The sequence below is a fragment of the Kribbella speibonae genome, assembly GCF_004331375.1.
Classification (GTDB): Bacteria; Actinomycetota; Actinomycetes; order Propionibacteriales; family Kribbellaceae; genus Kribbella; species Kribbella sindirgiensis.
Genome location: NZ_SJKC01000003.1, coordinates 795781 through 821690 on the forward strand (window position 1 = coordinate 795781; position 25910 = coordinate 821690).

Here is a 25910-nt window from a genome sequence, read left to right on the forward strand (position 1 = left end):
ACGGGCATCTTCTCGCGAGCCCGGGGCCATGCGTTGGCGGGGTGGGGGTGTGTCGGTCGTATCGTGTGCTTTCGGGCCGGAGATCCCGGCGAGTTGACCTGTGAGGCGGGGCGATGACGGACAGCGGTGAGCGGACCACGATGACACGACGTACGGTGATCGGCGGTGCGGCGGCGCTGGCCGCGGCCGGGTTCCAGGCGGTTCCGGCGTACGCGGGTGGTGGATCGTCGGGCAAGACGGTCCGGCTGACCGTGATGGGCACCACGGACCTGCACGGCAACGTCTTCAACTGGGACTACTTCAAGAACGCCGAGTACGACGACAGCGCGCACAACGACATCGGCCTGGCCAAGATCTCCACGCTGGTCAGCGCGGTCCGGGACCGGATCGCCGCGGACCGGCGCGCGCCCCGCCCGCTGCTGCTCGACGCCGGCGACACCATCCAGGGCACGCCGCTGGCGTACTACTTCGCGAAGATCGAGCCCATCACGGGCGGTCACATCCACCCGATGGCGGCCGCGATGAACCGGATCGGGTACGACGCCGCCGCGCTCGGCAACCACGAGTTCAACTACGGCCTCGACATCCTCCGCAAGTTCCAGCGGCAGCTGCGGTTCCCGCTGCTCGGCGCGAACGCCCAGGACTGGACCACGGGCCTGCCGGTGTTCCCGCCGTACACGCTGAAGCGGGTGCACGTGCCGGGGGAGAAGCCGATCACCGTCGGCATCCTCGGCCTGACCAACCCGGGGATCGCGATCTGGGACAAGGCGAACGTCGAGAACAAGCTGAAGTTCGGCGGCATCGTCGAGCTCGCGAAGGTCTGGGCGCCGCGGGTCCGCAAGGCCGGCGCCGACGTGGTGATCGCCTCGGTGCACTCGGGGATGGACCTGTCCTCGTCGTACGGCGACGCGCTGCCGTACCCGGAGAACGCGTCGGTGCTGATGGCCGAGACCGTCCCGGGCATCGACGCCGTACTGGTCGGCCACGCGCACCTGGAGATCCCCGAGCGGCTCGTCACGAACAAGACCAGCGGCGAGCAGGTGGTGCTCAGCGAGCCGCTGAAGTGGGGTATGCGGCTGTCGCTGTTCGACCTCGACCTGCAGAAGGTCCGCGGGCAGTGGAAGGTCGTCGGCCGGCACAGCCAGGTGCTGAACGCGAACACCGTCGACGCCGATCCGCACGTGGTGGACGTGCTGCAGAAGGACCACGACAAGGTCGTCGAGTACGTGAACTCGAAGATCGGCACCTGCACCGAGGCGATGTCCGCGGCGACCGCGCCCTGGGAGGACACCGCCGCGCTGGACTTCGTCAACTTCATCCAGGCCGACGCGGTCTCGAAGGCCCTTGCCGGTACGCCGCAGGCGTCGCTGCCGGTGCTCGCGATCGCGGCGCCGTTCAACCGGGCCGCCGCGATCCCGGCCGGGGACGTCTCGATCCGCGACGTCGCCGGGCTCTACGTCTTCGACAACACGCTGCTCGCGGTCACGATGAGCGGTACGCAGATCAAGGAGTACCTGGAGTTCTCCGCGCAGTACTTCAAGCAGGTCACCGGCACCGGGCCGTTCCCGTCCACTGACGTCACCAACGCGCCGACTCCGACGGCGCCGAACGGTACGCCGGACTACAACTACGACATCCTCGGCGGGCTGACGAAGCCACTGACCTACAAGATCGACATCGCCAAGGCGGCCGGCACGCGGATCACGGACCTCGCGTACGACGGCACACCGGTGGCCGCCGACCAGCAGTTCGTTGTCGCGGTCAACAACTACCGCCAGTCCGGCGGCGGCAACTTCCCGCACGTCAAGACCGCGCCGGTCGTCTACAACCGCCAGGTCGAGATCCGCCAGCTGATGATCGACTACGTCACCGCCACCGGCGAGGTCAACCCGAACACCTTCCACACCGGCGACTGGTCCCTGACCTCCAACGGCTCCCCGATCACCGTCACCCCCTGACCCCGCTTCTGCGAGTGGCTGTTACGCCAGCCACTCGCAGAAGCCACAGCCGACCGATTCGGCGGCGAGCGGAAAGGCGGAGCGCGGTCGCAGAGATCTCGCGACCTGTTCGGCGCGGGCGTCGTGCTGTCGCTGGACGTCCGCGCCGCCATAGGTTCCTGCCCGGACGTAGGCCCACTGGCGGTCCTCGGCATGGACGAAGTAGTGGGTCTGACCGTTGGCGCCCTGTCCTTGCCACAGGTTCGGGGCGAGTTCCGTGCAGCCGGTCACCGTGACCGGACCTTCGACACGGTCGGTGAAGCCGGTGCACGCCGCCTGGTCCGGGGCCGCGTTGCGAACGGTGACGGAGACCTCGGCGATCCGCTGTCCGTTCGACGGGGGCTCCATCACGTCGTACTCGAACCCGGAGTCCCGCGAGCGCACGGTGTACGGCCAGGTGCCGTCCAGGTCGGTCTGCAGCGGCCGGGCGATGACAGCCTCGATCCGCCGCTGTTCCGACCACACCTTGGCGAGCTTGACACCGGCCGGGAGGGCGCCGAGGAGTACGACGCCTGCCGCGATCAGAACCGCCACCCGCGACGGCCGCGACCACTGCCGATGCCCGCCGTCGGCCGGCCGGTGGCAGCGCTGGAGAACCACGCCGGCCGAGAACGCGACAGCGGCCAGGAAGAAGAGTGGCTGGCCCCATCCGAGGAGCGATGCCCACGCCGCGGCGAGAAGCGCGAGTACGCCGATCGCGGCGCCGGCGCCGAAGATCGCGCCGACGCGCAGACGGATCGCGAACAGCAGGATCGCCAGCGCCATCGCGATCCCGCCGCCGAGAGCGCCGTACGCGATGCCGCCGACGGCCGCCCAGCATTCCTCGTCGGGCAGGCAGTCCGCGGACTGGACGCTCGTCACGATGATCCCGACCACCACGCCCACGCCCAGACCGATGCCCAGGGCACGGAGCACGATGACGACGATCGATCCTGCCCAAGTGCGCTCCTTCATGCCAGCAAGGTATGGGCACGGACGGTCACCGCGCCTGAGCAGAACTACTCGTTCGAGGTCTTGACCGGGCTGTGGCTAAGTGATTTAGTCACTTCGTGACTTACTCAGCTTCTGAGGCGCTGCCCAGTTTGTCGGACCGGTTGACCGAGTCGATCCTCGGGATCATCCGGGACGGCGGGCTGCGGCCCGGTGACGCGATCCCGTCGGCGCGGGAGTTGGCGAAGCGGTTCGCGATCACCACGCCGACGGTGCGGGAGGCGCTGCGCAAGCTCGAGGCGACCGGAGCGGTCGAGTTCCGGCACGGGTCCGGGACGTACGTCGGTCCGACGATCAACAACGTCGTACTGGCGAATCCGCACCGGCCGCCGATCACCAAGGACTCGGTGTTGCAGCTGATCAGCGCGCGCCTGGTGATCGAGCCGGCCGTCGCGGCGCAGTCGGCCCTGGCGCGCCGCGCGGAGAACCTGGAGCGCCTGGAAGCCGCGGTCACCAACGCGCTCGTCCCGCCCGGAGGTCCGGCGTTCGCGCTGAACTTCCACGTCGAGCTCGCGGCCGCGTCCGGAAACCCTTTGCTGCAAGAGGTTCTGGCATCGCTGCTGAAGGTCCGTGTCCGCGAGCAGCAGCAGATCCGCGCGCTGTACGACAACCGCGGACGCGACCACGAGGAGCACCAGGCGATCGTCGAGGCCGTCCGCGCGCAGGACGCCGTACGCGCCGAAGAGCTGACCCGTGCACACCTGGACAACATCCGCCAGGCCGTCGAATCCGCCCCGGAGTTCTCATGAAGCTCGCCGAGATGACGACCGACGAGGCCCTGGCGGCCGTCCGTACGGCGCCGCTCGTGATCATCCCGGTCGGCGCGCAGGAACAGCACGGCGGCGGGATGGCGATGTCCACCGACACCGTCCGCGCCGTCGGCGTCGCCGAGCGGGTCGCGGAACGACTGGCCGGCCGCGCGGTGCTCGCCCCGGCCGTCCCGTACGGCGTGTCGCCGCACCACATGGCGTTCGCCGGGACGATGACGTTGTCACCGGCAACGTTCATGCACGTTCTCCGGGACCTGGTGGCCAGCCTGCACGACCACGGCTGGCGGCAGTTCCTGGTGATCACCGGGCACGGAGGGAACAACGCCGCCCTGTCCGTGCTCGCGCAGGAGTACGTCCGCAGCGAACTGACGTTCGCGTGGACCCCGGTCACGTCCGTCGTCGCGGACCTGATCACCGGAGTCAGCGAGGTGCACGGCCACGCCGGCGAGGCGGAGACCGCGCAGATGCTGTACCTGGCGCCGGACCTGGTCCAGGCCGACCGCCTGGAGCCCGGCGCCACCACGCTCGACGACCTGACCACCACGGCCCGGCTCTCCCGGCAGTCGCGCGGACCGCGGCTGTCCGTCGGGTTCGACGCGTACCACAAGCGTGGCGTGCTGGGTGATCCCCGCCGCGCCACAGCCGAGGACGGCCGCCTCCTCGTGGAAACGGCCGCCGACCGCATCGCCACCTTCGCCGACGAACTCCTGTCGGCCTGACGCGTTTGGTGGGCTGACCCACCAACTCATGGGTTCTGCTCCCTGGTTCCGGGTGTAGAACCCCGAACTTCGCTGGCTACCCAGGCAAATTGGCTGGCTACCCAGGCAAATCCCCGCCCGAGGAGGCACCTCTGATGGACCTCGCATGCCCGAAAGTCCCCCGCCGTACCGCCCGCCGGGTCGGTGCGCTGCTCGGAGCGGCGGCTCTGGTGACCGCCGCCACCACGTTGCCCACAGCAACTGCTGCCTCCGCGGGTAGTCCCGGCTGCGGTAAGCAGTCCGCGCCGAGCGGCGACTACACCGTCACGAGCGGCGGCCTCACGCGCACCTATCGCCTGCACGTGCCCGACAACTACCAGAGCTCGAAGGCGAAGCGGCTCATCCTCGTCTACCACGGCCGCGGCAAGACCGGCGCCCAGACCGAGGCGTTCTCCGACCTGTCGAAACTCGACGCGATCGTTGCCTACCCCAACGGTGTGATCGGCGACGAGAACAAGCAGGCCTGGCAGGGCGCGCCGTACTCCGCCGACGGCGTCGACGACGTTCAGTTCACGCGGGACCTGCTGGACCAGCTCGAGTCGTCGTACTGCGTCGACACCGACGCCGTCTACGCGACCGGCAAGTCCAACGGAGCGGGCTTCACCGGCATCCTCGCGTGTCAGCTCGCCGACCGGATCGCGGCGATCGCCCCGGTCTCCGGCGCGTTCTACATCGAGGGCACCCACTGCGCGCCGAGCCGCCCGGTGCCTATCCTCGACATCCACGGCACCGGCGACACCACGATCCCGTACGGCGGTGACGGTCAGCGCGACCTGCCCGACGTACAGACCTGGGTCCGCGACTGGGCCGTCCGCGACCACTGCGACCCTTCGCCGAGGACTTCGCAGCTCGGTGACGACGTCCTGAAGTTCACCTACAAGGGCTGCAAGGCCGACGTCGTGCACGTCGCGGTCACCGACGGCGGGCACAGCTGGCCGGGATCGGACTCGACGTCCGGGCCCGGCTATGTGACCCAGACGTTCGAAGCGCACGAGTTGATCGGCGCGTTCTTCAAGGCGCACACGTTATGAGTACGGCGACCGACACGAGGGAGCTGCCGCGCCTGGTCCGCGCGATGGCGGTCATCGAGCGGATCGGGAACGCGCTGCCGCACCCGTTCTGGCTGTTCTGGATCCTGTCCGCCCTGCTGGCCGTGGTGAGCGCGATCCTGTCCGCGCTGGACGTCTCGGTGCTCTCGCCGAAGGACGGCAAGGAGGTCGCGGTCCAGAACCTGCTGTCCGGCGACGGCCTGCAGATGGCGGTGTCGACGGCGATCTCGAACTTCGCCGAGTTCCCGCCGATGGCCACGATCGTGGTCGTGATCATGGGCGTCGCGCTGGCCGAGCGGACCGGGTTCCTGCAGGTGCTGATGCGGGTCAGCGTGTCCCGGGTACCGCAGTCGATGGTGGTCTTCGCGGTCGCGTTCGCCGGCACGATGGCCCATGTGGCGTCGGCCGCGGCGTACATCATCCTGGTGCCTTTGGGCGGGCTCGCGTTCCGGGCGGTCGGCCGGTCCCCGATCCTCGGCATCGTGGTCGCGTATACCGCGATCGCCTCCGGGTACGACGCCAGCCCGATCCCGACCCCGAACGACGCGATCTTCGCCGGCATCACCACCGCGGCCGCGCGCACGGTGGACCCGGACGCGCACGTCTCGGTGCTGTCGAACTGGTTCTTCAACATCGCGTCGTCGATCCTGCTGGCGCTGGTGATCACGCTGGTCACCCGCCTGGTCCTGAGCAAGCGAACCGACCTCGACGCCGACCCGGACGCCCCTGGAGACTTGGATCAGCTGTCCGTGTCGGACGCCGAGCGCAAGGGCCTGCGCCGGTCCGGTCTCGTCTTCCTGATTGCCGCGGCGGCGATCGTCGCGATCCTGCTCCCGCACGGCTCCCCACTCCGCGGCAAGGACGGCAGCATCGTCGACTCACCCTTCCTCGACGGCATCGCGATGGTCGTCGCGGTCCTCTTCGGCCTGGTCGGCATCACGTACGGCGTGACGGTACGGGCGATCGAACGCGCCGCCGACGTACCTCGGTTGATGGCCGAGGGCATCAAACAGATGGCGCCGGTCCTGGTGCTGTTCTTCGCGATCGCCCAGTTCCTCGCCTACTTCGACTGGACCAACCTCGGCGACCTGCTGTCCGCGGAATCAGCCCGAGTCCTAGGTGACCTCGGGGCGCCGAAAGTGGTGATCTTCCTAGGCATCCTCGCCCTGCTGACCGTCATCAACGTCCTGGTCACCAGCGGCTCCGCGATGTGGTCCCTAACCGCCCCGATCCTCGTCCCGATGATGCTCCTGTTGAGCGTCCCCGCCGAAACCACCCAAGCCCTCTTCCGAATCGCCGACTCGGGCTCCACCGCCATCACCCCCATGAGCCCCTACTTCGTCATGGCCCTCGGCTTCCTCCAGCGCTACCGCAAAGACGCCGGCGTAGGCACGCTAGCGTCGTACACAGTCCCCCTAGCCATCTCCATGACCATCGCCTGGACCCTCCTGTTCCTGGCGTGGTGGGCCCTAGGAATCCCCCTAGGCCCAGGAGCCCCCGTCAGATAATCCAACTGGTGCCGGAGGCGAAGGTGCGGCCGCTGCGAGGCGGTCAGGTGAGGGATACGCCGGCGGTGCGGAGGTCGAGTAGGGCCTGGTCGGTGCTGGCCTCCGCGACGCCTGCCGTGAGGGGGGTCAGGACTGTGGTGGTGAAGCCGGCCTCGTGGGCGTCTAGGGCGGTGGCTCGGACGCAGTAGTCGGTGGCTATGCCGCAGACGTCTACGGCGGTGACGCCCTTGGCGCGGAGCCAGTCGGCCAGGGGGTGGCCGCCTTCGTGGGACTTGCCTTCGAAGCCTGAGTAGGCGGCGGCGTACTCGCCCTTGTCGAAGATCGCGTCGAAGGGCTGGGGGTCGAGGTTCGGGTGGAAGCTGACGCCGTCGGTGCCGGCGACGCAGTGTGGGGGCCAGGAGTGGACGAAGTCGGGTTCGCGGGAGAAGTGGTCACCCGGGTCGATGTGGTGGTCCCGGGTGGCCACCACGTAGTCGTAGTGACGGTCGCCGGGCTCGGCCTCGTGCCACTGGTGCAGGAGTTCGCCGATCCGGAACGCCACGTTCGCGCCGCCCGCGACGGCCAGGCTTCCGCCCTCGCAGAAGTCGTTCTGCACATCAACCACGATCAGTGCCCGGGCCATCGTCATGCTCCTTTGCCGGAGTACTCCTAGGCCCACCGTACAAGCGCCGACGCCGTCAACGCTGCATTACGCCGGGATCATGTGCCCGCCGGTGACGCGGAGGAGTTGGCCTTGGACGGCCTTGGTGCGGGGTGAGGTGAGGAACAGGATCGCGTCGGCGAGTTCGGAGACGTCGGGGAGGTGCCGTGCGGTGAATCCGGCCGTGATCTTGTCGAGGGCCGCGCGGGGGATGATCCGGTGTTCGCCGTGCTCCAGCGTGATGCCGGGGAGGACGACGTTGACCAGTACGCCGTCCGCGCCCAGATCGTGCTGCAGGCTCGCGGCGAGGCCGTGTAGTCCGGCCTTCGCGGCGCCGTACGCCCAGGCACCGCCGCCCATGCCGCGCTCCGCGAGGTCCGTCGAGACCAGCACCAGGCGCCCGTGCGCGGACTGCCGCAGGGCCGGCGCGACCTGCTGCGCGAGGTGCATGTTCCCCTCGAGGTTCGCGCGGACGATTCTGGTCCACCACTCCGGCGAGGCGTCCTCGACCTTGTCCGTCCGCCCGTCGTGCGGTCCCCAGTCGACCGCGTTCGCGACCACCGCGTCCAGCCCGCCCCAGTGCTCAACCGTCGACGCGACGGCGGCCGCGATCGTCTCCGGCGCGCTGAGGTCCAGCGGTACGACGTACGCCGTACCGCCCGCCGCCTCGATCTCCTCGGCGACCGTCTCGGCGGCGTCCTTTCGCGAGTTGTAGGTGATCGCGACCCGGGCCCCTTCCCGCCCGTACGCGACCGCGGTGGCCCGCCCGATCCCGGACGACCCACCCGTCACCAGCACCGCCACATCCTTGAAACCGAGGTCCATGACCCGTCCTCCTGCATATCGTTAGTCGGCTAATCACAAAATTTAGCCGACTAACAAACGGCACGCAAGGCAGGTTCAGTCGATCGGGCGGCCGGAGAGATGGGCGAGTTCGGTGAAGAAGGCTCGGTAGACGGGTTCGTCGGCCATCGTGATCTCGACCGTCGAGAGGGAGCAGACGCTGGTCATCAGGCGGGTGTAGATCGGTTCGTCCAGGTCCTCGACGTACGAGAAGTGCAGGAGGATGACGCCGCGCTTGCGGACCTGGGCCTGGACGCGGACCCACTCCAACGGGGTGCGGTACGACCTGATCACGTTGCTGCGCTCGAACAGTTCGAAGATCCCGCGATCGACGCGAATCTGCACCCGGTCGTGTTCGAAGACGATCGGCTCGGTCATTTGAGGCCCGAGTGGGCCAGGCCCTCGACGAACTGGCGTTGGGCGATGACGAAGACGATCAGGACCGGGAGGACGGTCATGGTGGCGGCGGCGAGTTGGGTGTTCCACATGTCGGCTCCGTACGCGTCGGTGAATCGGGTGAGCGCTTGCGGCAGCGTGAACAGCTCCGGCGAGGTGAGGTAGACCGTGGGCTCGAGGTAGAGGTTCCACGAGGCCAGGAAGGTCAGGATCGCGACCGCCGACAGCGCCGGCCGGGCGAGCGGCAGGCAGATCCGCCACCAGATCCCGGGCCGGCCGAGACCGTCGAGCCGCCCGGCCTCCTCCAGTTCGGCGGGCAGCGCGATGAAGAACTGCCGCATGATGAAGCTCGCCAGGACGCACGGCGCCCCGAACGCGGTGACCAGGATCAGCGGCCAGTGGGTGTTGATCAGCCCGGCCCGCTTGAACACCTGGAACAGCGGGACGATCGTCACCTCACTCGGCACCAGCAGACCGGTCAGCACCACCAGGAACAAGGCGTTCGCGCCAGGGAACCTGATCCGGGCGAACGCGTACCCGGCCATGCTCGACACCAGCAACGTGATCAGCGTGACCAGTACGGCGATGTAGACGCTGTTCACGTACTGCCGGGCGAACGGCTGGAACGTGAACGCCTCGCCGTACGCGGCCAGCGTCGGATGCGAGGTCCACAACGACGGCGGTGCCTTGAAGATCTCCGGCAGCGGCTTGATCGACGCGGCGACCATCCAGATCGTCGGTACGGCGAACGGGACCGCAAGGACTGCGAGCGCTGCCACCAGAAGCGCTCGTCGGAGCAAGGAAGTTCTACTGCTCATGGAACACCCATTTCCGGCGCAGCTGCCATTGCAGCAGCGTCAGCACCATCACGAAGCTCAGCAGCATCAGCGCGAGCGTCGACCCGTACCCGATGTCGTTGAACTCGAAGGCCTGCTGGAACACGTAGTACACGAGCACGGTGGTACTCAGTTCAGGCCCGCCACCGGTCAGTACGGCGATCTGCGCGAACGACTGGAGCGCGCCGACGACGGTGATGATCGCGGTCAGCAACACCGTCGGCGAGATCAGCGGCAGTGTGATCCGCGCGAAGATCGACCGCCCCCGTGCGCCGTCGATCCGGGCCGCTTCGTACAGCTCCGACGGCACGCCCTGCAGCGCGGCCAGGAACAGCACCATGTTCACGCCGACGCTGCGGACGACCTGGCTGACGATCACCGACAGCATCGCGGTGTCGCCGTGCTGCAGCCAGTTCGGCCCGTCGACACCGATCGCGTGCAGCAGCCCGTTGATACCGCCGTTGTCCTGCAGCAGGAACCCCCAGACCAGGGTCCACGCGACCACGGACACCACGACCGGCGAGAAGAACAACGTGCGGAAGAACGTCGCGCCGCGGAACCGTCGGTTCAGCAGTACGGCGATCAGCAGGCCGAGCGTGATGTTCAGGACCACGACGCCGCCGGAGAACACGACCGTTGCCAGTAGCACCGATGGCAGCTGCGGGTCGGAGGCCAGCGCGGCGTAGTGGTCCCCGCCGACGAAGACCTGCTGGCCGGTGAAGACGTTCCACTTGTTCAGGCTGTACCAGATCGCCAGGCCGACCGGGATCAGTACGAACAGCAGGACGCCGGCGAGCTGTGGCGCGATGAACAGGTATCCGGTCAGCACATCTCGCCGGCGTGTGGTCCAGTAGCGCATCACTTGGCCAGGATGGGATCGATCGCGGTGCAGACCGACTTCAGGACGGTGGGGATGTCGGCGTCGGCCTTCCACAGTGCGTCCAGGGCGGTCTTGCCCTTCTGGGCGATCTCGGCCGGGCTGGTGTGGTTGGGCAGCGTGACGGCGTTCGGCAGCTGGTCGACCACGACCTCCTGCAGCTGGGCTGCGGTCAGCTTCTTGTTGTTCTCGGCAAGCTTCGCGCCGGTGAGCAGCGACTTGCGTGGCGGCGGGAAGAACTGCGCGAGCTTCGCCGCATTGGCCGGATTCGTCAGGTAGGCAAGGAAATCGGTGGCCTGGTCAGGATGCTTGCTCGCGGCAAGGACGCCGACACCGGCCTGCCCGAGTACGGCGTACTTCCCGGACGGCCCGGCCGGCAACGGGTACAGACCGAACTTGAACGACCCGGTGAGCAAGGATGCGCGGGAGACCTGCGCGACGGTGAAGGCGGCGTCACCGGCGAAGAAGTCGGCCTTCGTGCCCGGGCCGGGCATCGCGCTGGTCTTGAACGCGGCGTCGTGCAGGAACGTGAAGGCGCGCTGCATCTCCGGGCTGTCGAACGTGCAGGTCTTTCCGTCCGCGCTCCACGCCGAGGCGCCGAACCCGGTCCAGACCGTGGCCAGTGTGTTCCAGGACTTGTAGTCGAAGTCCCGGATCACGAAGCCCGCCTTGCCGGTCTTCGCGTGGACGGCGGCTCCCGCGGCGGCGACCTGGTCCCAGGTCAGCGTCTTCGGGTCGATCTTCTGGCCGGCCTTCGCCAGGAGGTCGGTGTTCACGTACAGCGCGAACGGCGAGTTCGAGAACGGGTACGCGTACAGCTTCCCGTCGCGGCTGAACTCCTTGGTCGCGCTGTCCACCAGGTCGTCGTACTGCCAGCCGTCGGTCGCCTTCAGCTTGTCGGTCAGGCCGACCAGCGCGTCCGAGGCGATCAGGTCCCTGGACAGGTCGCCCATCCAGGCCAGGTCGGGCGCGTTGCCGCCGGCGATCTGCGTCGTCAGCGTGGTGTTGTAGTCGGCGAACGGCAGGCTCTCGAAGGTGATCGAGGAGACCTCGGGGTGCTCGGCGCGGTAGGCGTCGCCGATCGAGTTGAACAGCTTGAGCTGGTCCTCGTTCGAGGTCCAGACCGTCATCCGCAGCTTGATGTCGGTGGTCTGCGCGCCGGTGTCGGAGGAGGCGCCGCACGCGGCGGTCAGTGTCGCGGCGGTGGTCAGCGCGAGCGCGCCGAGCAGCTTCCTTCTAGTGAACATGATGTGGGTCCTTAATGCTGGAGAGGACTAGTAGCCGGCGATCTCGGGCCAGTGGAGTTCGACTCCGGCCTCGCTCAATCGGCCCTGGAGGCGGTCGATCAGGGTGTCGTCGGTCGCGACCTGGTGCGGCGAAAGGCCGTTCTCGAGGCAGAACGCGACGAGTTCGCCGGCCGATTCGCCGATGTTCCACTCGACCGGATGCAGCCGGTAGGCGCCGTTGGTGATGTGGGTGGTGCCGATGTTCTTGGCGGCCGGCACCAGGTTCTGGGTGGCCACCGGGACCAGCGCGCCGAGCGGGATCTCGAACGGTGCGCACTCGACGTCGATGTAGTTGTCGCCGCCGGTGGAGGGATGCAGGTCGATCCGGTACATCCCGACGCCGACCGAGGCGTCGAACCGGGCCGGACCGTCGTACCCGCGGGCCTTGATCGAGATGTCCTGCTCGCGGACGGTGGTGAGCGCCCTGATCCGGCGCGATTCCCGGATGTACGGCGCCTGCGCGAAACCGTCCGTGGTGCCGACGAGGTCGCCGCGGAGCCGCAGACCGGGCCACCCGCGACCTCCGTCCGGGCGGGGCGCTTCGGTCTGCAGCCAGTACACGTACGCGCGGGACTGTGCCTTTGCGGCCAGCAGGTGTACGGCGCGGTCGTCGGTGTCGATGATCGAACCGCCGACGTAGTCGAGCTGCGGCCAGTTGGCGAGCACGATGTCGCTGTCGTAGAAGCCGTCGGCGAAGTTCTGCCGGGCCGCGATCCGGCGGAACTGCCACAGGTCGTTGTCGCCGGCATCGAACCGCGGGTCGCCGGTGACGTCGGCGGCCGGGTTGACGTTCATGGTCCGCTCTTCCGGCGCCAGCGTCCGCGGGTTCGGGGCGACGAAGGACAGCATCGGCGCGCCCCAGAACGGCAGCTCGAACGATCGCCAGAAGTCGTAGTCGTCCGGTCGCTCGATCGTGTGGTCGCCGGCGACGTGGTCGAAGACGAAGCACCACGCGATCGACTGCACATTGGCCGGATCCGCGACCTCGGCGGCACTGGGCTCGCCGGTGTCGGATCGCGCCTCGGCGCCGACGACGTACTCGGTGCCCGTCAGCGGCAGCAGGTCGCCGGTCTCGGTCCCGTCCAGGACGAACTCGGCGGAGATGACGGTCTCGACCCCGGTCCGCGGATCCGCGACCGTGACCGTGCGGACGACGCCGCCGGTCACCTCGGCCGCGACGGGCACGCAGGGTTGCAGAACGGTCAGGCGCCCGGTCGAGCGGTACGGCGCGAGCAGCTCGGTGATGACCGCGTCGGCGACGCGAGGCTCGTGGCACAGGCGACTGACGCGGCCTCGTCCTGGATTCAGTTCCCGGTCCGCACGGGCGGCGGAGGTCAACGGGTAGTGGTCTCGGTAGTAGCGGCGGATGCCTTCGCGGAGTGCGCGGTACCGCGCGGTGACGCCGAACTGCTCAACCCAGATGTGCTCGTCGGGCGGCACTGCCTGCGAGGTGAGCTGGCCGCCGAGCCAGGCGTACTCCTCGGTCATCACCACGCGCCGGCCGCGTTGCAGCAACGCCAGCGCGGCGGCGACGGAGCCGAGACCGCCGCCGATGATCGCGACCTCGGTGGAGATCACGCTTCTGTCCGTACGACGATGGTGGCGCCCGGCTCGACGTCGGAGTCGAGGTGCCGCCGGAGCTCCAGCGTGGACCACTCGTCCGGCTCCGTTGCGATCAGCAACTGCAGCAGGTCGAGCGCTTCCGCGGCCAACTGCTCCCTCGGGACATGGAAGCCCGCGAGCGGTTTGCCGTCGATCCGATGCCCGCGGACCTCGCCGAGCGCCGCGACCGAGATCTCGTCGGGTACGGCGACTCCGGCCGCGGTCAGCGCGTGGACGACGTCCTCGATCAGGAACGCGTCCTCGGCGATGATCACGGTCGCGCCGGTCGCCTGCGCCAGCCGGGGCAGGTCGCCGATCCGCTCCTCACCGACCAGCAGGAACGCGAGCCGCCCCTCAGCCGAGGCGGCCTCGACGGCGCCGCGGCGATCGCGGGCCGCGGGCGTGTCCCGGCCGCGGTGCACGTACAGCGCCTGCTGATGACCGGCGGCCGCGGCCTGGTCGATCAGGGCGGTCGTCGGCGTGACATAGTCGATGGCGACGTACGGCACCGCGGCGGCGGTCTCGTCCCGGCGGCCGATGGCGACGAACGGGAACTGTTCGGCGACCAGTCGCTCCAGCTCGGACGCGACCATCTGCTGGCCGAGCAGCACGCAGCCGTCGGTCAGCCGCAGCCGGGTCTTGCGGTGGAACAGGCTCCGGGTGCCGTTTTCGACCGGCGACGACGTGAAGAACAGCAGGTCCCAGCCGATCTTCTCGGCGGCGCGCTCGATCCCGTTCAGCAGCGGGCCGTAGAAGTCCATGCTCTCGGGCGACAGCGCGGCCTCGTAGGTGAAGACGCCGATGATCTGGTTGTCCAGGCCGGCCAGGCGGCGGGCGGCCGGGTCCGCGACGTACGTCAATTGCTCGATGGCTTTCTTGACCCGCGCCCGGGTCGCCTCGGGGATCCGCACGTTCGTGCCGTCGCGGTCGTTCAGCACCACCGACACCGTCGTCTGGCTGACGCCTGCGAGTTCGGCGATCTCGCGCTGGGTGACCCGGCGAGGTTTCGAGGCCATCGTTCCTCCGTCGTGATAATGCCTATCTTCAACGAGCTGCGGCGACCATAGCCCAGTCGAAGCCGCTAGCGCAATGACCTCTTGACGTCTTGCTTCGGGGCTGAGAACGTTCCGTCCATCGAATCTGAAGATACGCATTATCAGAAGGAGTAGTCGATGACCTCCACCCTTAGCCGTCGCAGCCTGCTCGGCGCGGCGCTCGCGGCCGGTGTCGTCCTGGTCGCCGAAGCGACCCCGATCAAGGCGTTCGCCGCGCCCGGTGACGTGACGCTGACGGCCGGCGGCATCAGCCTGCTGGCCAGCCCCGGCGGCCGGCTCGCGATCCGTGACGCTGGTGGCGTCACGCGGTCGGCCGGTTCGAAGTTCCAGGTCAAGGACAGCGTCGCCGGCGTCCTGACGTCCACCGGCGGCACGCCGACGCTGAGCGCGCTCGCGGACGGGACGCCGGCGATCCGGATGGACTACACCTTCGACGCCGCGGCCGGCTCGACGGTCGTCACCGGCTGGTTCAGCGTCAGTACGTCGCACGCCCGGCTGGAATGGCGGATCACCGGGCCGAACACGCTGATTCCGGACGGGTTCCTGTTCAGTCGCGCGATCCAGGCACCGACGGCGCCGGACGACTACATCGCGATCACCGAGTGGGTTCGCGACGCGGGCGGCGGGATCCCGTACGAGGACACCGTCGGCGTCGCGCACACGTCGACGTGGAACTCGAGCCTGCACGGCCTGTTCCTGCTGGACCGCTCCCGCCAGGCGTGGACGAACGCGACCTGGGTGCACTCACCCGGCGTGGCGGATCCGGCCGGCGGCTGGACCAGCCGGGCCGACTTCTTCTTCTCCGAGACCCGCCCGTCGGCGACCGCGACGATCGGCCGCGGTCGTGAACTCGGGATCGAGCTCACCACCAACAGCGACTTCAACCTGTACGAGTCGGCCGGCGCACCGATGGCGCTCACCGCACTGGTGGCCAACGGCGGCGCGGCCAAGGCGGTCGAGCTCGAACTGTGGATGCGTAGCTTCGACGGCGTACTCCTGGCGTCGACGACCGTGACCGGAAACGTCGCCGCGGCAGGCACCTGGCAGCACACGTTCAACCTGACCGCGCCCAGCGGGATCGCGCTGGCGGAGGTGGTGGTGCGATCGGGGGACGACGAGGCGTTCGCGCGGACCAATCTCGCCGTACTGCCGACGTACGACTATCAGGCCGGCGCGGCGAGCATGTTCGGGATCGCCAACTACCCGTGGCTCCAGCGGCCGAGCGCCGACGCCGTACTCGATCTCTGGCAGCGAGCCGGGATCAACCTGGTCCGGATCGCGTACGACGGTGGGCCCGGGCTGCCGCCGTCCGCGTTCGACGCGCGCGGGATGCAGCACAACGTCGAACTGCAGCCGTCGTTGACCGTGACCGACGCGGAGGCCGCTGCCTGGGCTGCGGACAAGCTGGCGGTGGCGACGGTCGCCGGTGCGGGGTACTTCGAGGTGGGCAACGAACTGAACCGGCCGTTCAACACCGGGGACGCCGCACAGGCCTATCTGGACAAGGTGATGCGGCCGGTCTTCGATCGCCGGGCCGTCACCGGGGACACCGTGAAGCTGATGAACAACGGGCTGGCCGGGATGGACAAGCCGTGGGTCGAGAACTTCATCGCCGCGGGCGGATGGGACCTGATCGACGCCTTCGCCTATCACCCCGGCCGCGGCAACTTCACGCCCGACTACATCCCGCCGGGCGACGACTGGGGCACCGGTGCCGTGGGCACGTACTGGAACTTCTACGGCGGGCTGATGCAGCTCAAGGCGTTGATGGCGGAGCACGGTCAGAAGGAGATCTGGCTGACGGAGGCCTACGCGGCTACCAAGCCCAACAGTTGGTGGCACGACACCTATCGCCATGCCGCGGAGAACATCCTGTTGAGTTTGGCGCTGGCCAAGGCCGAGGGTATTCGGTGCGTCTGCTGGTACCAGTTCCACGACAGTGTGCTCGGGATGCCGCAGATCGCCGATCCGGACAATGTCGAGTACCACTTCGGCCTGATGAATCGCGATCTGAGCCCGAAGCCGTCGCTGCTCGCCTACGCGACAGCGGCCCGGGTGCTCGACCAGGCGACCTTCCGCGGGAAGTTGAGTTTTGCGGATCCGCTGACCTCTGGCTTGTGGTTCGACACTCCGGACGGGCCGGCGGTCGTCCTGTGGAACCGGGCCGACGGCTACATCCTGAACACGGCCGGCCAGCGCACCGATTGGCACTTCCCGGCGCCGGAGGTCTGGGTCGACCCGTGGCCGACCAAGACACCGCTGACGGTGGCCGCGAGTTCCGCCGTACGCGAGCTGGATGCGATCGGGCAGGCGCGGACGCTGCCCGTGACCAACGGCAAGGTGACGCTGACGCTCGACGGCGCACCCCGCGTCTACTACGGCTTGGTCCCGCACGCCAGCGGCGCCGGTACGCAGACCCTGGCCGGCTGCCGCCCCAGCCGTATGCCGAAAGTAATCGGCTGAACGCACATTGTTAGGGTTCGCCCATGAAGAAGGCTCTGCTGGCCGTCGTCACCGCTGCGGCGGTGGGTGCTGCGGCGTTGGTTCCCTCCGGTCCCGCGGTGCGGGCGGCCACCCAGACCGCTACCGGCAGCGCGCCGCGCGGGTTCGGGTCCGCGCTGTCGTCGGTGCAGCAGACGACGTGGCAGACGAACGCGAGCGTGAACACGCTCGCCGTCGCGGGGAACCTGGTGTTCGCGGGCGGTCTGTTCACTCGGGTCCGGCCGCCGGGGAAGGCTCGCGGGGTCGGGGACGTTGCGCGGAAGTACTTCGCGGTGTTCGACCGGACGACCGGCGTACCGACGCGGTTCGCGCCGCAGGTCAACGGGCAGGTGTGGAGCGTCGCGACCTCTCCGGACGGCAGCCGCGTCGTGATCGGCGGCGACTTCACCGTCGTGGACGGGGTGCCGCGGTCGCGAGTGGCGATGTTCGATGTTGCCAGCGGCAAGCTGGTGGCCGGCTGGGACCCGGTGGTGAACTACCGGGTCGCGGCGCTGAAGATCTCCAGCGACACGGTCTACCTCGGCGGCTCGTTCGGATCCGTGGACAAGGTCGCCCGCAGCCGGGTCGCCGCGGTCAGCCTGAACAGCGGTGCACTGCAGGCGTGGAGCCCGAACGCGAACGACGACGTCCACGCGATCGAGCTGTCGACCGACGGCAAGCGGGCGTTCGTCGGCGGTGGCTTCACCCGGATCGGCGGCCGCGACGTGCACGCGCTGGCGATGGTGAACGCCGCCACCGGCGCCGCGCTCCCGATGCCCGCCGCGGCCGCGATCCCGCCGAAGTCCGAGGAGTGCGACAGCCGGGTCAAGGACCTCGAAGTCCAAGGAAACAAGGTCTTCGCGTCGAACGCCGGGACGAACAGCGTCGGCTGTTACGACGGGGTGCTCGCGGCGGACGCCACGACCGGCAAGCTGCTCTGGCAGAGCAAGTGCCGCGGCGCGACCGAGGCGATCAAGGCGATCGGGAACTGGCTCTACAAGGGGTCGCACGCCCACGACTGCAGCGCGGACGGGGCGTTCCCGGACAAGACCGGGATGCACCATTTCCTCGTCTACAGCGCGATCACCGGGAAGCTCGGTCCGTGGTTCCCGAACGCGACCGCCGGCGGCACGACCCTCGTCGGTCCGCTCGCGTTCGCGTCCGGCGGCAACGACCTCTGGGCAGGCGGTGACTTCACCAAGGTGAACGGCGTACCGCAGGAAGGGCTGACCCGGTTCACGAACACGCCCGGTGGTGCGGCGCCGGCGCGACCGGCCGCGCCCAAGGTCGCCAGCGCGCGGGTGAACAAGGTGACGATCGCCGTCCCGACCGTGCTCGACCGCGACAACCTCACGCTCACGTACCTGGTGTACCGCGGCAGCACCCGGATTGCGACCTGGTCGCGGACATCGAACTCCTGGACGAAGCCGACCGTCACCTCGATCACCGACTCCGGCCTGACCAGCGGCCGGAAGGTCTCGTACCACGTCGAGGTCAGCGACGGCCGCAACGTCCAGAAGAGCCCATCGGTCGCGGTCCGCGTCCGCTGACCATCGGACCGCGGTCCGTCGGACTCCGGTCCGAGGTGGTGGCTCGCCGGCTCGGCTAGGTTCGGTGTGTGGCAGACGAGTTCGGGTTGAGCCGGCGGCAGCTGATCGTCGCGGACTGTGTCGTCGCGGCCGGGTACGCCGTCCTCGTCCTGCTCACCTCGTCCAGCGGGCCCGCGCTCGTCGCGATCGGACTGGCGCTGCCGGTCGCGGTACGGCGGATCTGGCCGGTCCCCGCGTTCGCCGTCGTGGCCGTGATGTCCGTGGTCGCGTTCGCGGTGGACGGGCTGCGCGATCCGCTGCTCGCTGCGGCGTACGTGCTGTACGTCGTCGCACTCACCCGGGAGACGCATCGGCCGCTGTCCAGCCGCCGACTGATCAGTCTCGCGGGGGCGGTCGGCTTCGTCGTCCTGCTCCTCGCCGTGGTCGCCGGCGCACCGGCCGGTCAGTCCCGCGCCGCGATCGTGCTCACCGGGATCGCCGCCTTGTACGGCGCCTGGGTGCTGGGACAGGTCGTCCGCGACCGGCGAGCTGCCGCCGCACGCTCGGCGCAGCTGCTGGCCGAGCAGGCGGTGGCCGCGGAACGGTTACGGATCGCCCGCGAACTGCACGACATCGTTGCCCACAGCATGGGATTGATCGCGGTCAAGGCCGGGGTCGCGAACCATGTCCTGCGGGTCCGTCCCGAGGAGGTGTCCGACGCGTTGTCGGTGATCGAGTCCACGAGCCGCGACGCACTGGTCGAGCTGCGGCACATGCTCGGCCTGCTGCGGACCTCTGACGAGCCCGCGGAACTCGCGCCGCCGGCTGGCCTCGCCGCGCTGCCGGAGCTGGTCGCGCGCGTCGAGTCGACCGGCGTCGCAGTCGAGCTGCAGGTCGACGTACCCGAGCCGCTTCCCGAGGCCGTCGCTCTCACGGTCCACCGGATCGTCCAGGAGTGCCTGACGAACATCACCAAGCACTCCCGCGCCCGTCATTGCCGCATCACGATCACCGGCGCCGCGAACGCCGTACAGCTCGAGGTCTCCGACGATGGCGAAGGTGGTGCGGTGGTGGAAGGGCACGGCCTGATCGGGATCCGGGAGCGGGTCAGTGTGTACGGCGGTACGTACCGTGCCGGGCCGCGGACGGGCGGCGGCTTCGAGGTCGTCGTACGGCTGCCGTATGAGTGAGATCCGGGTCCTGGTGGCCGACGACCAGGCGCTGCTGCGGGGGAGCTTCCGGGTGCTGATCGACACCACGCCCGGGCTGACGACGGTCGGCGAGGCGGCGGACGGGATCGAGGCGGTCGAGCTCGCGCGGCGCGAGCGGCCGGACGTCGTACTGATGGATGTCCGGATGCCCAGGCTGGACGGGATCGAGGCGACCCGGCGGATCTGCTCCGCGCCGGAGACAGCAGCCACCAAAGTACTGATCCTGACGATGTTCGACCTCGACGACGCCGTGTACGCCGGCCTGCGGGCCGGGGCGAGCGGGTTCCTGCTGAAGGACGTCCCGCCGGTGGAGTTGCTGCAGGCAATCAACGTGGTCGCGGCCGGCGAGGGGCTGCTGGCGCCCTCGATCACGCGCCGGCTGATCGCCGAGTTCGCACGGCTGGCCGAGCCGGGTCAGGGGCCGCTGACCGGTCTCGACGGCGTGACCGAGCGCGAACGGGAGGTGCTGTCGCTGATCGCGCGCGGACTGTCGAACGAGGAGATCTGCGACCACCTGCACGTCGGCCGCGGCACCTTGAAGACCCACATCGGCCACCTACTCGCCAAGCTACACGCCCGCGACCGAGCCCAGTTGGTGATCGCCGCCTACGAGTCCGGCCTGGTGCAACCGCGCCGGCGCTGAACTACAGATCCGCCAGCTTGGTGCGCAGACCGACCGAACGCGCGGGGGAGACCTCGTCGCTGATCGCCAAGGCCTCTTCCAAGTACGCCGTCGCCTTGGCCGGATCGCCGACCGCCGCCGCGTGGTCGGCCAGCCCTTCGAGCGCACCGACGATGTACGCGTTGTTCTGGTCTTCGACGGCACCGCGATGGACGTACTCGAAGCATTCAAGGGCCTCGTCGGTCTGGCCGGCCGCGAGCAGCGTGGTCCCGAGCGATTGGCGGGCGGACCACCGCACCTGCTCGTTCCCACCGTTCTCGGCCACTGCAACGGCTTCCCGGCACAGCGTGAGTGCGGTGTCGACGTTGCCTTGCAGGCGATTCACCAGTGCGAGCCGCGCGAGCGCGAACGGGATGCTGAAGGAGCTCTCGAGCTCGACCGCGACGTCGCGCGCCTCGGTCGCACTGGCCATCGCCTCGTCCAGCCGGCCAAGGTTCACGTAGCAGGTGGTCAGCCCGCTGAGCGCGTCGGCGCGCAGCCCCGAGGCGCCGCGCGGCCGCAGGATCGCCAGCGCACCGGTGTACATCTGCTCGGCATCGGCGTACTCGCAGGCGTTGCTGAGCGCGAGTCCGCTGAACGTCAGAGCCCGCCCCAGCAGAACGTCGTCCTGGATCTCCCGGGCGATGTCCGCGGCCTTGCGCAGAGCCGGAAGCGCCTCGCCGAACGGATCCACGGTCTGCATCGCGAGACCGAGACTGGTGTAGAGACGGCCGCGGACCCGCGCGTCGGCGTCCTCGGGGAGCAGTTCCAGAGCCTGCCGCAGGACGTCGGTCGCGCCTTGGGTATTTCCCCGTCCTCGCAGGTAGCTGCTGAGCGCATGCAGCATGTGTGCCTCGGCCTTACGATCGCCCGCCCGCCGCGCGGCCGCCAGTCCGAGCTCGATGACGTGCTTCTCCTGCTGACGATAGCCGCGCAGTTGCAGGAGCCGCATCGAGCCGAGGGCCAGCAGCCACGTGTACTCGAGCCTGCCGCGCGCCAGCGCCTGCTCGACGGCGGCCGCCAGGTTGGCTGCTTCGCTGTCGGCCCAGGCCACCGCCTGCCGGATCGTGTCCAACGCCGGGAGGGCGACGTTCAGTGGCCGGTCGCCCAGCTCGAGGAACGGTGCGTTTCCCTGCTGGGCCAGCGGATGGTTCACGGCCTGGACGTAGTACTCCAGCAGCCGGTCCGTCGCCGCGTCGGGATCGACATCGGTATTGCGGGCGAGCTCGGCCGCGTAGTCCCGGATCAGGTCGTGGAACTGGTAGCGGTCCGGTGTCGGCTCGAGCAGCAGGTTGGCGTCGACGAGAGACTCGGCCAGGTCGGCCGCCTCCTCGGGCGCACAGTCCACCAGCGCCGCGGCGCCGTACCGGTCGAAGTCGCGGCCCGGGACGACGCTGAGCAGGCGGAACATCCGCTGCTGCTTCGGTGTCAGTTGGTCGTACGAGAGTTCGAACGCGGCCGCGATACCGAGGCCGTCGGCCGTGAGTTCGGTCAGTCGGCGGCCGACGCGGTCCAGGCGCTGGTTGATGTGGGCAACGGTCCACGCCGGCCGGTGCCGGAGCCGGGCGCCGGCGATCCGGAGCGCCAGCGGAAGGTTGCCGCAACGCTCGATCAGGTCGTTGCTGGCAGCAACGTCAGCGGTCGCGCGTTCGGCGCCGACGAGGGCCGCCAGCAGGTTGGTGGCGTCGGCCGCGTCGAGCAATCCGAGGTGCAGCCGGTCGCGGGCGTCGAGTCCGGTCAGTTGAGTACGGCTGGTGATCAGTACGCCGCACGTCGGTGATCCCGGGAGTAGATGGTTCACCGTCGTACTGTCCGGGGCGTTGTCGAGGACGACGAGCACGCGCCGGCCCGCGACCGTCGTACGCCACAGGGCCTGGGCCTTCTCCAGGGTGTGTGGAATGGCTGCCGCTGGTACGTCGGCGCCGAGGAGCAGGTGGTCGAGCGCCGCCTTCACATCGAGCGGCGGGCGGCCTGGAGTGTGGCCGTGCAGGTCGACGAAGAGCAGGCCGTCCGGGTACCGGCGGGCAAGACTGCGGGCGGTGTTGACGGCGAGCGCGGTCTTGCCGACCCCTGCCATACCGTCGATCGCGACGATCGGCGGCGCCTGCGTGTCGGTTGCGCGGAGCGCGTCGGCGAGGTGGGCCAGCTCGGCGTCGCGTCCGACGAATGTCGCTCCGGCGTACGGGAGCTCGTCGCGGACCTGCGCGGTGGTCTCGTTGCGCAGGATCGTCCGGTGGACTTCGCGGAGCGCCGGACCGGGTTCGACGCCGAGCTCGTCGATCAGCGTTTGGCGGGTGCGGCTGTAGACGTCGAGCGCATCGGCCTGGCGGCCGTCGGCGGACAGGGACCGCATGAGCTGGCCGGCGAGGCGTTCGTCGAACGGTCGCGCGGCCACCGCGGGGACGAGTTCGGCCACCAGTTCCGCGGCGCGACCGCGTTCGAGATCGACGTCGACGCGGTCGCCGAAGACCTTGTCGCGACGTTCGGCCAGCCGGAGCCGCTGTGCAGCGAGGTACTGCCCTGGGAGCCCGGCGAGCGGTTCGCCCCGGTGCAACGCGAGCGCCGTACGGTACTCGGCTGCCGCCGCGTCGAGCTCACCGCGTTCGCGCAGTTCGGTGGCCCGGCGTACGACGTTCTCGAACTCGGTGACGTCGACGGCGCCCTCGTCGAGCCGCAGCAGGTAGCCGTCGGACGTGTGCGCGAGGATGTCCACGGGTAGCGTCCGACGCAGCCGGTAGATGTACGGCGGCAGCACCTTCACGCCGGTACCGGGCGGGTTGTCCTGCCAGACGGCGTCGAGCAGCTCCGACGCGGTGCAGATCTGATTGGCGCGGAGAGCGAGTACGGCGAGCAACGCCTGCAACCGCTGCGCCCGCACCGGGAGCTCCGCTCCGCGCCACCTGATCCGCAGCGGACCCAGCAGCTCGATATACAGCGGGTGACTCACCTGTAGCAGTCTGCCGCGTCGGGGGAGCACCCGGCAATTGAGTGGTTCACCAGGTGGGCAGGCCCTAGGCTGACGGTCGAGTCGACAAGTTCACGAGGAGTTGGGGATGCCCGGTCAACCGGGCACGCGCTGAACGCAATCGTCATCGCGTGCCGCTTTGTTCGCGCCGGATTCTGGCGTGCGTGAGTGGCGCAGCTCCTCCTTGCCCGGGGCTGTGGTCCCCGGGTCGACTCCTGGGACAACTCCGTGTCGCTGTGGACGCATCGTGATTTCCGCTGGCTCTGGCTCGGCCAGAGCGCCTCGCAACTCGCAAGCTTCGCCGGTCAGGTGACTCTGCCGCTGGTCGCGGTCACCTCGCTCGGCGCCGGTGCCGCGCAACTCGGCATCCTCCGCGCCGTGCAGCAGCTCCCGATCCTGCTGTTCTCGCTGGCGGTCGGCGTCCTGGTCGACCGCCTACGCTCCAGAACGGTCCTGGTGGCCGCCGATCTCGGCCGCGCCGTCGTCTTCTTCTCGGTGCCGCTGGGACTGGTCCTCGGGCTGCCGTTCCTGTACGTCGTGGGGTTCGTCGCCGGCGTCTTCACTGTCTGCTTCGACGTCGCGTACATGGCCGCGCTGCCCCGGCTCGTCGACCGGAATCAGATTGCCCAGGGCAACAGTATGCTCGAGACCACGAGATCGGCCGCGCAGATCTGCGGTCCCGCGTTCGGCGGCGCCCTCGTGTCGCTGCTGGGTGCCCCGGCCGCGGTGGTCGCCGGCGCGGTGCTCTTCGCGATCTCCAGCCTGTCCGTCAGCCGCATCCGGAACCGGGCGGGTACGCCGGTCGCGCAGAGCGGCGTACTGCGCCAGATCGGTGAAGGCCTGCGCATCGTCGTACGGGACGCTTCGTTGCGCGCGATCGCCGCGGCGACCTGTGTGTACCAGTTCTCGTTCACCGCGCTGACGACCGTCTATCTGCTCTTCCTGACCCGCACGCTCGACCTTCCGGGTGCGGTCGTCGGACTGGTCACGGCGTCGTTCGGGCCCGGAGTGCTGGTCGGTTCGTTGCTGTCCGCGTGGCTGCCGAGGCGGTTCGGGTACGGGCGCGTGGTCGTGTACGCGGCGCTCGTTTCGGACCTCGTCATGCTGATCACCTCAACGCTGCACGGCCCCGGTCCGGCGACGGTCGCCGCGCTGATCACGATCAACATCCTGTACGGCGCCTTGAGCCAATCCGTCGACGTGGCGGTCGTCGCGATCCGGCAACTCGTCACGCCGCTGCCGGTGCAGGGGCGGGTCGTCGCGACGATCAACTTCCTCGGTCTGGGACTGACCCCACTCGGTGCCCTGCTCGGCGGAGCGGCTGCCGGCGTGTTCGGCGTACGGACCGCCTTGCTCGTCGCCACCGCGGGACTGTTTCTGTCGCCGTTGTGTTTGACGCGACTCAGCCGCAGTCTGGTCGGGCGGGTCTAGATGTGCGGCAGGATTGCGGTGAGGGCGATCAGGAGGCAGATGGCGCCGTTGATGTACGGGTGGCTGGCCAGGATCGCGACGAACTCGCGGATCGTTGCCGTCGGCCAGTAGTACGCCGCTGTCGGGGAGCCGACCACCTGGCCGTTGACCTTGGCCTTGCGGGCGGTGAGCGCGGCGCGGAACGCGTGGAAGTTGTTCGTGACGATCAGGCAGCGGTACTGCGGTCGCAGCTCGACCATCAGGTCCCGGCTGAACGTCAGGTTCTCCCAGGTGGTCGTCGACCTGTCCTCGCGGAGGATCTGGTCGTCGGGGACGCCGTGGTCGACCAGGTACGCCGCCATCGCGTGCGACTCGGGCAGGTCCTCGCCGGGGCCCTGGCCGCCCGACGTCACGAGCAGCGGCGAGCGACCCTTGCGGAGCGCGCGCTCGTACACCTGCTGCGCGCGGTCCAGGCGACTCGCCAGCAGCGGCGTGACCCGCGAGCCCATCAGGCCCGAGCCGAGGACGACGACGAAGTCCACCTTCCGCGACGAGCGGACCCGGCTGTAGAAGAACGCGTACACCAGGAAGCACAGGAACAGGAACGAGATGTAGGTCAGCACACCGAGCAGCACCGACCGTACGACGGCCAGCGGTTCCCAGCCGATCTTCTGCACCAGCACGCTGAAGATCACGAAGCCGATGATCCCGAGGCCGACCAGCAGCGACAGCAGGTTGGACAGCCGGCGGCGCTCCCGGCGCAGCATCGTGACGCCGTTGATCACCAGGAACACCGCGAGCACCGCGATCGTCAGCGGGATCGCGACCACGATCGCCCACACCATCGCGACCGCCACGGGCTTGCTGACCGTCTCGACCGCGAAGATCACGCCGATGCCCGCGAACATCAGCGTGAGGACCAGGAAGATCCCGTTCTTGAACAGCCGTCGGTCGCGCAGGAAGCTGACGCCGAAGACGAGGAACCAGAACCCGGCGATACCGAAACAGATGACCATCGGGCGCCATCAAACCATCTGACGACGCCC

21 protein-coding genes are annotated in these 25910 nt (G+C 69.1%); 10 read left to right on the top strand and 11 right to left on the bottom strand.

Annotated elements, in window-relative coordinates; all coding sequences use genetic code 11:
- Nucleotides 1-113 precede the first annotated feature (113 nt).
- Nucleotides 114-1958 (top strand): bifunctional metallophosphatase/5'-nucleotidase, encoded by a 1845-nt coding sequence (locus E0H92_RS25115; protein WP_131497906.1) that lies wholly within the window; start codon nucleotides 114-116, stop codon nucleotides 1956-1958.
- Between the two features lie 21 nt (nucleotides 1959-1979).
- Here the strand turns inward: E0H92_RS25115 and E0H92_RS25120 are convergent, their stop codons facing one another.
- Nucleotides 1980-2951 (bottom strand): hypothetical protein, encoded by a 972-nt coding sequence (locus E0H92_RS25120; RefSeq protein ID WP_131459842.1) that lies wholly within the window; start codon nucleotides 2949-2951, stop codon nucleotides 1980-1982.
- Between the two features lie 95 nt (nucleotides 2952-3046).
- On the opposite strand from E0H92_RS25120, the gene E0H92_RS25125 reads away from it, so the two are divergent.
- The 4 genes from E0H92_RS25125 to E0H92_RS25140 all read left to right on the top strand — a co-directional run bounded on the left by E0H92_RS25125 (nucleotide 3047) and on the right by E0H92_RS25140 (nucleotide 7072).
- On the top strand, nucleotides 3047-3736 hold the full coding sequence (locus E0H92_RS25125; protein WP_238173585.1) for a FadR/GntR family transcriptional regulator: 690 nt from the start codon (nucleotides 3047-3049) through the stop codon (nucleotides 3734-3736).
- Nucleotides 3733-4476, top strand: coding sequence for a creatininase family protein (locus E0H92_RS25130; RefSeq protein WP_131459840.1), 744 nt, complete (start codon nucleotides 3733-3735; stop codon nucleotides 4474-4476). Before E0H92_RS25125 ends, E0H92_RS25130 begins: the two co-directional genes overlap by 4 nt.
- Before the next feature lie 134 nt (nucleotides 4477-4610).
- Nucleotides 4611-5546: a CE1 family esterase gene (locus tag E0H92_RS25135; protein WP_131459838.1), complete on the top strand. Its 936-nt coding sequence runs from the start codon at nucleotides 4611-4613 to the stop codon at nucleotides 5544-5546.
- Nucleotides 5543-7072, top strand: coding sequence for an AbgT family transporter (locus tag E0H92_RS25140; RefSeq protein ID WP_131497907.1), 1530 nt, complete (start codon nucleotides 5543-5545; stop codon nucleotides 7070-7072). The genes E0H92_RS25135 and E0H92_RS25140 overlap by 4 nt, the downstream gene beginning before the upstream one ends.
- Before the next feature lie 43 nt (nucleotides 7073-7115).
- On the opposite strand, the gene E0H92_RS25145 is transcribed toward E0H92_RS25140, so the two are convergent.
- The 8 genes from E0H92_RS25145 to E0H92_RS25180 form a co-directional block, all read right to left on the bottom strand.
- Nucleotides 7116-7694 carry an isochorismatase family protein gene (locus E0H92_RS25145; RefSeq protein ID WP_131497908.1) on the bottom strand — a complete coding sequence of 193 codons (579 nt, stop codon included), beginning with the start codon at nucleotides 7692-7694 and terminating at the stop codon, nucleotides 7116-7118.
- A 66-nt stretch (nucleotides 7695-7760) separates the two neighbouring features.
- Nucleotides 7761-8537 carry an SDR family NAD(P)-dependent oxidoreductase gene (locus E0H92_RS25150; RefSeq protein ID WP_131459832.1) on the bottom strand — a complete coding sequence of 259 codons (777 nt, stop codon included), beginning with the start codon at nucleotides 8535-8537 and terminating at the stop codon, nucleotides 7761-7763.
- Between the two features lie 75 nt (nucleotides 8538-8612).
- Nucleotides 8613-8933 (bottom strand): hypothetical protein, encoded by a 321-nt coding sequence (locus E0H92_RS25155; RefSeq protein WP_131459830.1) that lies wholly within the window; start codon nucleotides 8931-8933, stop codon nucleotides 8613-8615.
- Entirely contained in the window at nucleotides 8930-9730 is an 801-nt protein-coding gene (locus E0H92_RS25160) for a carbohydrate ABC transporter permease (protein WP_238152479.1), read from the bottom strand. Before E0H92_RS25160 ends, E0H92_RS25155 begins: the two co-directional genes overlap by 4 nt.
- Before the next feature lie 28 nt (nucleotides 9731-9758).
- The gene (locus E0H92_RS25165; RefSeq protein ID WP_131498365.1) at nucleotides 9759-10646 is read right to left on the bottom strand and encodes a carbohydrate ABC transporter permease; all 888 of its coding nucleotides are present in this window, start codon (nucleotides 10644-10646) and stop codon (nucleotides 9759-9761) included.
- Entirely contained in the window at nucleotides 10646-11911 is a 1266-nt protein-coding gene (locus E0H92_RS25170; RefSeq protein ID WP_131497909.1) for an ABC transporter substrate-binding protein, read from the bottom strand. Before E0H92_RS25170 ends, E0H92_RS25165 begins: the two co-directional genes overlap by 1 nt.
- Nucleotides 11912-11938: 27 nt before the next feature.
- Nucleotides 11939-13528, bottom strand: a complete 1590-nt coding sequence (locus E0H92_RS25175; RefSeq protein ID WP_238173586.1) for an FAD-dependent oxidoreductase — start codon at nucleotides 13526-13528, stop codon at nucleotides 11939-11941.
- Nucleotides 13525-14568, bottom strand: a complete 1044-nt coding sequence (locus E0H92_RS25180; protein ID WP_131459825.1) for a LacI family DNA-binding transcriptional regulator — start codon at nucleotides 14566-14568, stop codon at nucleotides 13525-13527. The genes E0H92_RS25175 and E0H92_RS25180 overlap by 4 nt, the downstream gene beginning before the upstream one ends.
- A 156-nt stretch (nucleotides 14569-14724) precedes the next feature.
- Between E0H92_RS25180 and E0H92_RS25185 the strand changes: the two genes are divergently transcribed.
- The 4 genes from E0H92_RS25185 to E0H92_RS25200 all read left to right on the top strand — a co-directional run bounded on the left by E0H92_RS25185 (nucleotide 14725) and on the right by E0H92_RS25200 (nucleotide 20471).
- The gene (locus E0H92_RS25185; protein WP_131497910.1) at nucleotides 14725-17070 is read left to right on the top strand and encodes a hypothetical protein; all 2346 of its coding nucleotides are present in this window, start codon (nucleotides 14725-14727) and stop codon (nucleotides 17068-17070) included.
- A 23-nt stretch (nucleotides 17071-17093) separates the two neighbouring features.
- Nucleotides 17094-18638, top strand: a complete 1545-nt coding sequence (locus E0H92_RS25190; protein WP_131497911.1) for a WD40 repeat domain-containing protein — start codon at nucleotides 17094-17096, stop codon at nucleotides 18636-18638.
- Nucleotides 18639-18706: 68 nt separating this feature from the next.
- Entirely contained in the window at nucleotides 18707-19807 is a 1101-nt protein-coding gene (locus E0H92_RS25195) for a histidine kinase (protein ID WP_202873799.1), read from the top strand.
- Nucleotides 19800-20471 carry a response regulator gene (locus E0H92_RS25200; protein ID WP_131293514.1) on the top strand — a complete coding sequence of 224 codons (672 nt, stop codon included), beginning with the start codon at nucleotides 19800-19802 and terminating at the stop codon, nucleotides 20469-20471. Before E0H92_RS25195 ends, E0H92_RS25200 begins: the two co-directional genes overlap by 8 nt.
- 1 nt (nucleotide 20472) lies before the next feature.
- Here the strand turns inward: E0H92_RS25200 and E0H92_RS25205 are convergent, their stop codons facing one another.
- The gene (locus E0H92_RS25205) at nucleotides 20473-23436 is read right to left on the bottom strand and encodes an AfsR/SARP family transcriptional regulator (protein ID WP_165549967.1); all 2964 of its coding nucleotides are present in this window, start codon (nucleotides 23434-23436) and stop codon (nucleotides 20473-20475) included.
- Between the two features lie 186 nt (nucleotides 23437-23622).
- Here E0H92_RS25205 and E0H92_RS25210 point away from each other — a divergent pair, with 186 nt between their 5' ends.
- Nucleotides 23623-24885, top strand: coding sequence for an MFS transporter (locus tag E0H92_RS25210; RefSeq protein ID WP_202873800.1), 1263 nt, complete (start codon nucleotides 23623-23625; stop codon nucleotides 24883-24885).
- On the opposite strand, the gene E0H92_RS25215 is transcribed toward E0H92_RS25210, so the two are convergent.
- The gene (locus tag E0H92_RS25215) at nucleotides 24882-25880 is read right to left on the bottom strand and encodes a YdcF family protein (RefSeq protein ID WP_131497913.1); all 999 of its coding nucleotides are present in this window, start codon (nucleotides 25878-25880) and stop codon (nucleotides 24882-24884) included. The genes E0H92_RS25210 and E0H92_RS25215 overlap by 4 nt on opposite strands.
- Between the last annotated feature and the right edge of the window lie 30 nt (nucleotides 25881-25910).

Bases quoted from the DNA above. Each gene is read 5' to 3' on its own strand.
- E0H92_RS25115 (WP_131497906.1), top strand. From the start codon at position 114: ATGACGGACAGCGGTGAGCGGACCACGATGACACGACGTACGGTGATC.
- E0H92_RS25120 (WP_131459842.1), bottom strand. From the start codon at position 2,951: ATGAAGGAGCGCACTTGGGCAGGATCGATCGTCGTCATCGTGCTCCGT.
- E0H92_RS25130 (WP_131459840.1), top strand. From the start codon at position 3,733: ATGAAGCTCGCCGAGATGACGACCGACGAGGCCCTGGCGGCCGTCCGT.
- E0H92_RS25135 (WP_131459838.1), top strand. From the start codon at position 4,611: ATGGACCTCGCATGCCCGAAAGTCCCCCGCCGTACCGCCCGCCGGGTC.
- E0H92_RS25140 (WP_131497907.1), top strand. From the start codon at position 5,543: ATGAGTACGGCGACCGACACGAGGGAGCTGCCGCGCCTGGTCCGCGCG.
- E0H92_RS25145 (WP_131497908.1), bottom strand. From the start codon at position 7,694: ATGGCCCGGGCACTGATCGTGGTTGATGTGCAGAACGACTTCTGCGAG.
- E0H92_RS25150 (WP_131459832.1), bottom strand. From the start codon at position 8,537: ATGGACCTCGGTTTCAAGGATGTGGCGGTGCTGGTGACGGGTGGGTCG.
- E0H92_RS25155 (WP_131459830.1), bottom strand. From the start codon at position 8,933: ATGACCGAGCCGATCGTCTTCGAACACGACCGGGTGCAGATTCGCGTC.
- E0H92_RS25165 (WP_131498365.1), bottom strand. From the start codon at position 10,646: ATGCGCTACTGGACCACACGCCGGCGAGATGTGCTGACCGGATACCTG.
- E0H92_RS25170 (WP_131497909.1), bottom strand. From the start codon at position 11,911: ATGTTCACTAGAAGGAAGCTGCTCGGCGCGCTCGCGCTGACCACCGCC.
- E0H92_RS25180 (WP_131459825.1), bottom strand. From the start codon at position 14,568: ATGGCCTCGAAACCTCGCCGGGTCACCCAGCGCGAGATCGCCGAACTC.
- E0H92_RS25185 (WP_131497910.1), top strand. From the start codon at position 14,725: ATGACCTCCACCCTTAGCCGTCGCAGCCTGCTCGGCGCGGCGCTCGCG.
- E0H92_RS25190 (WP_131497911.1), top strand. From the start codon at position 17,094: ATGAAGAAGGCTCTGCTGGCCGTCGTCACCGCTGCGGCGGTGGGTGCT.
- E0H92_RS25200 (WP_131293514.1), top strand. From the start codon at position 19,800: ATGAGTGAGATCCGGGTCCTGGTGGCCGACGACCAGGCGCTGCTGCGG.
- E0H92_RS25215 (WP_131497913.1), bottom strand. From the start codon at position 25,880: ATGGTCATCTGTTTCGGTATCGCCGGGTTCTGGTTCCTCGTCTTCGGC.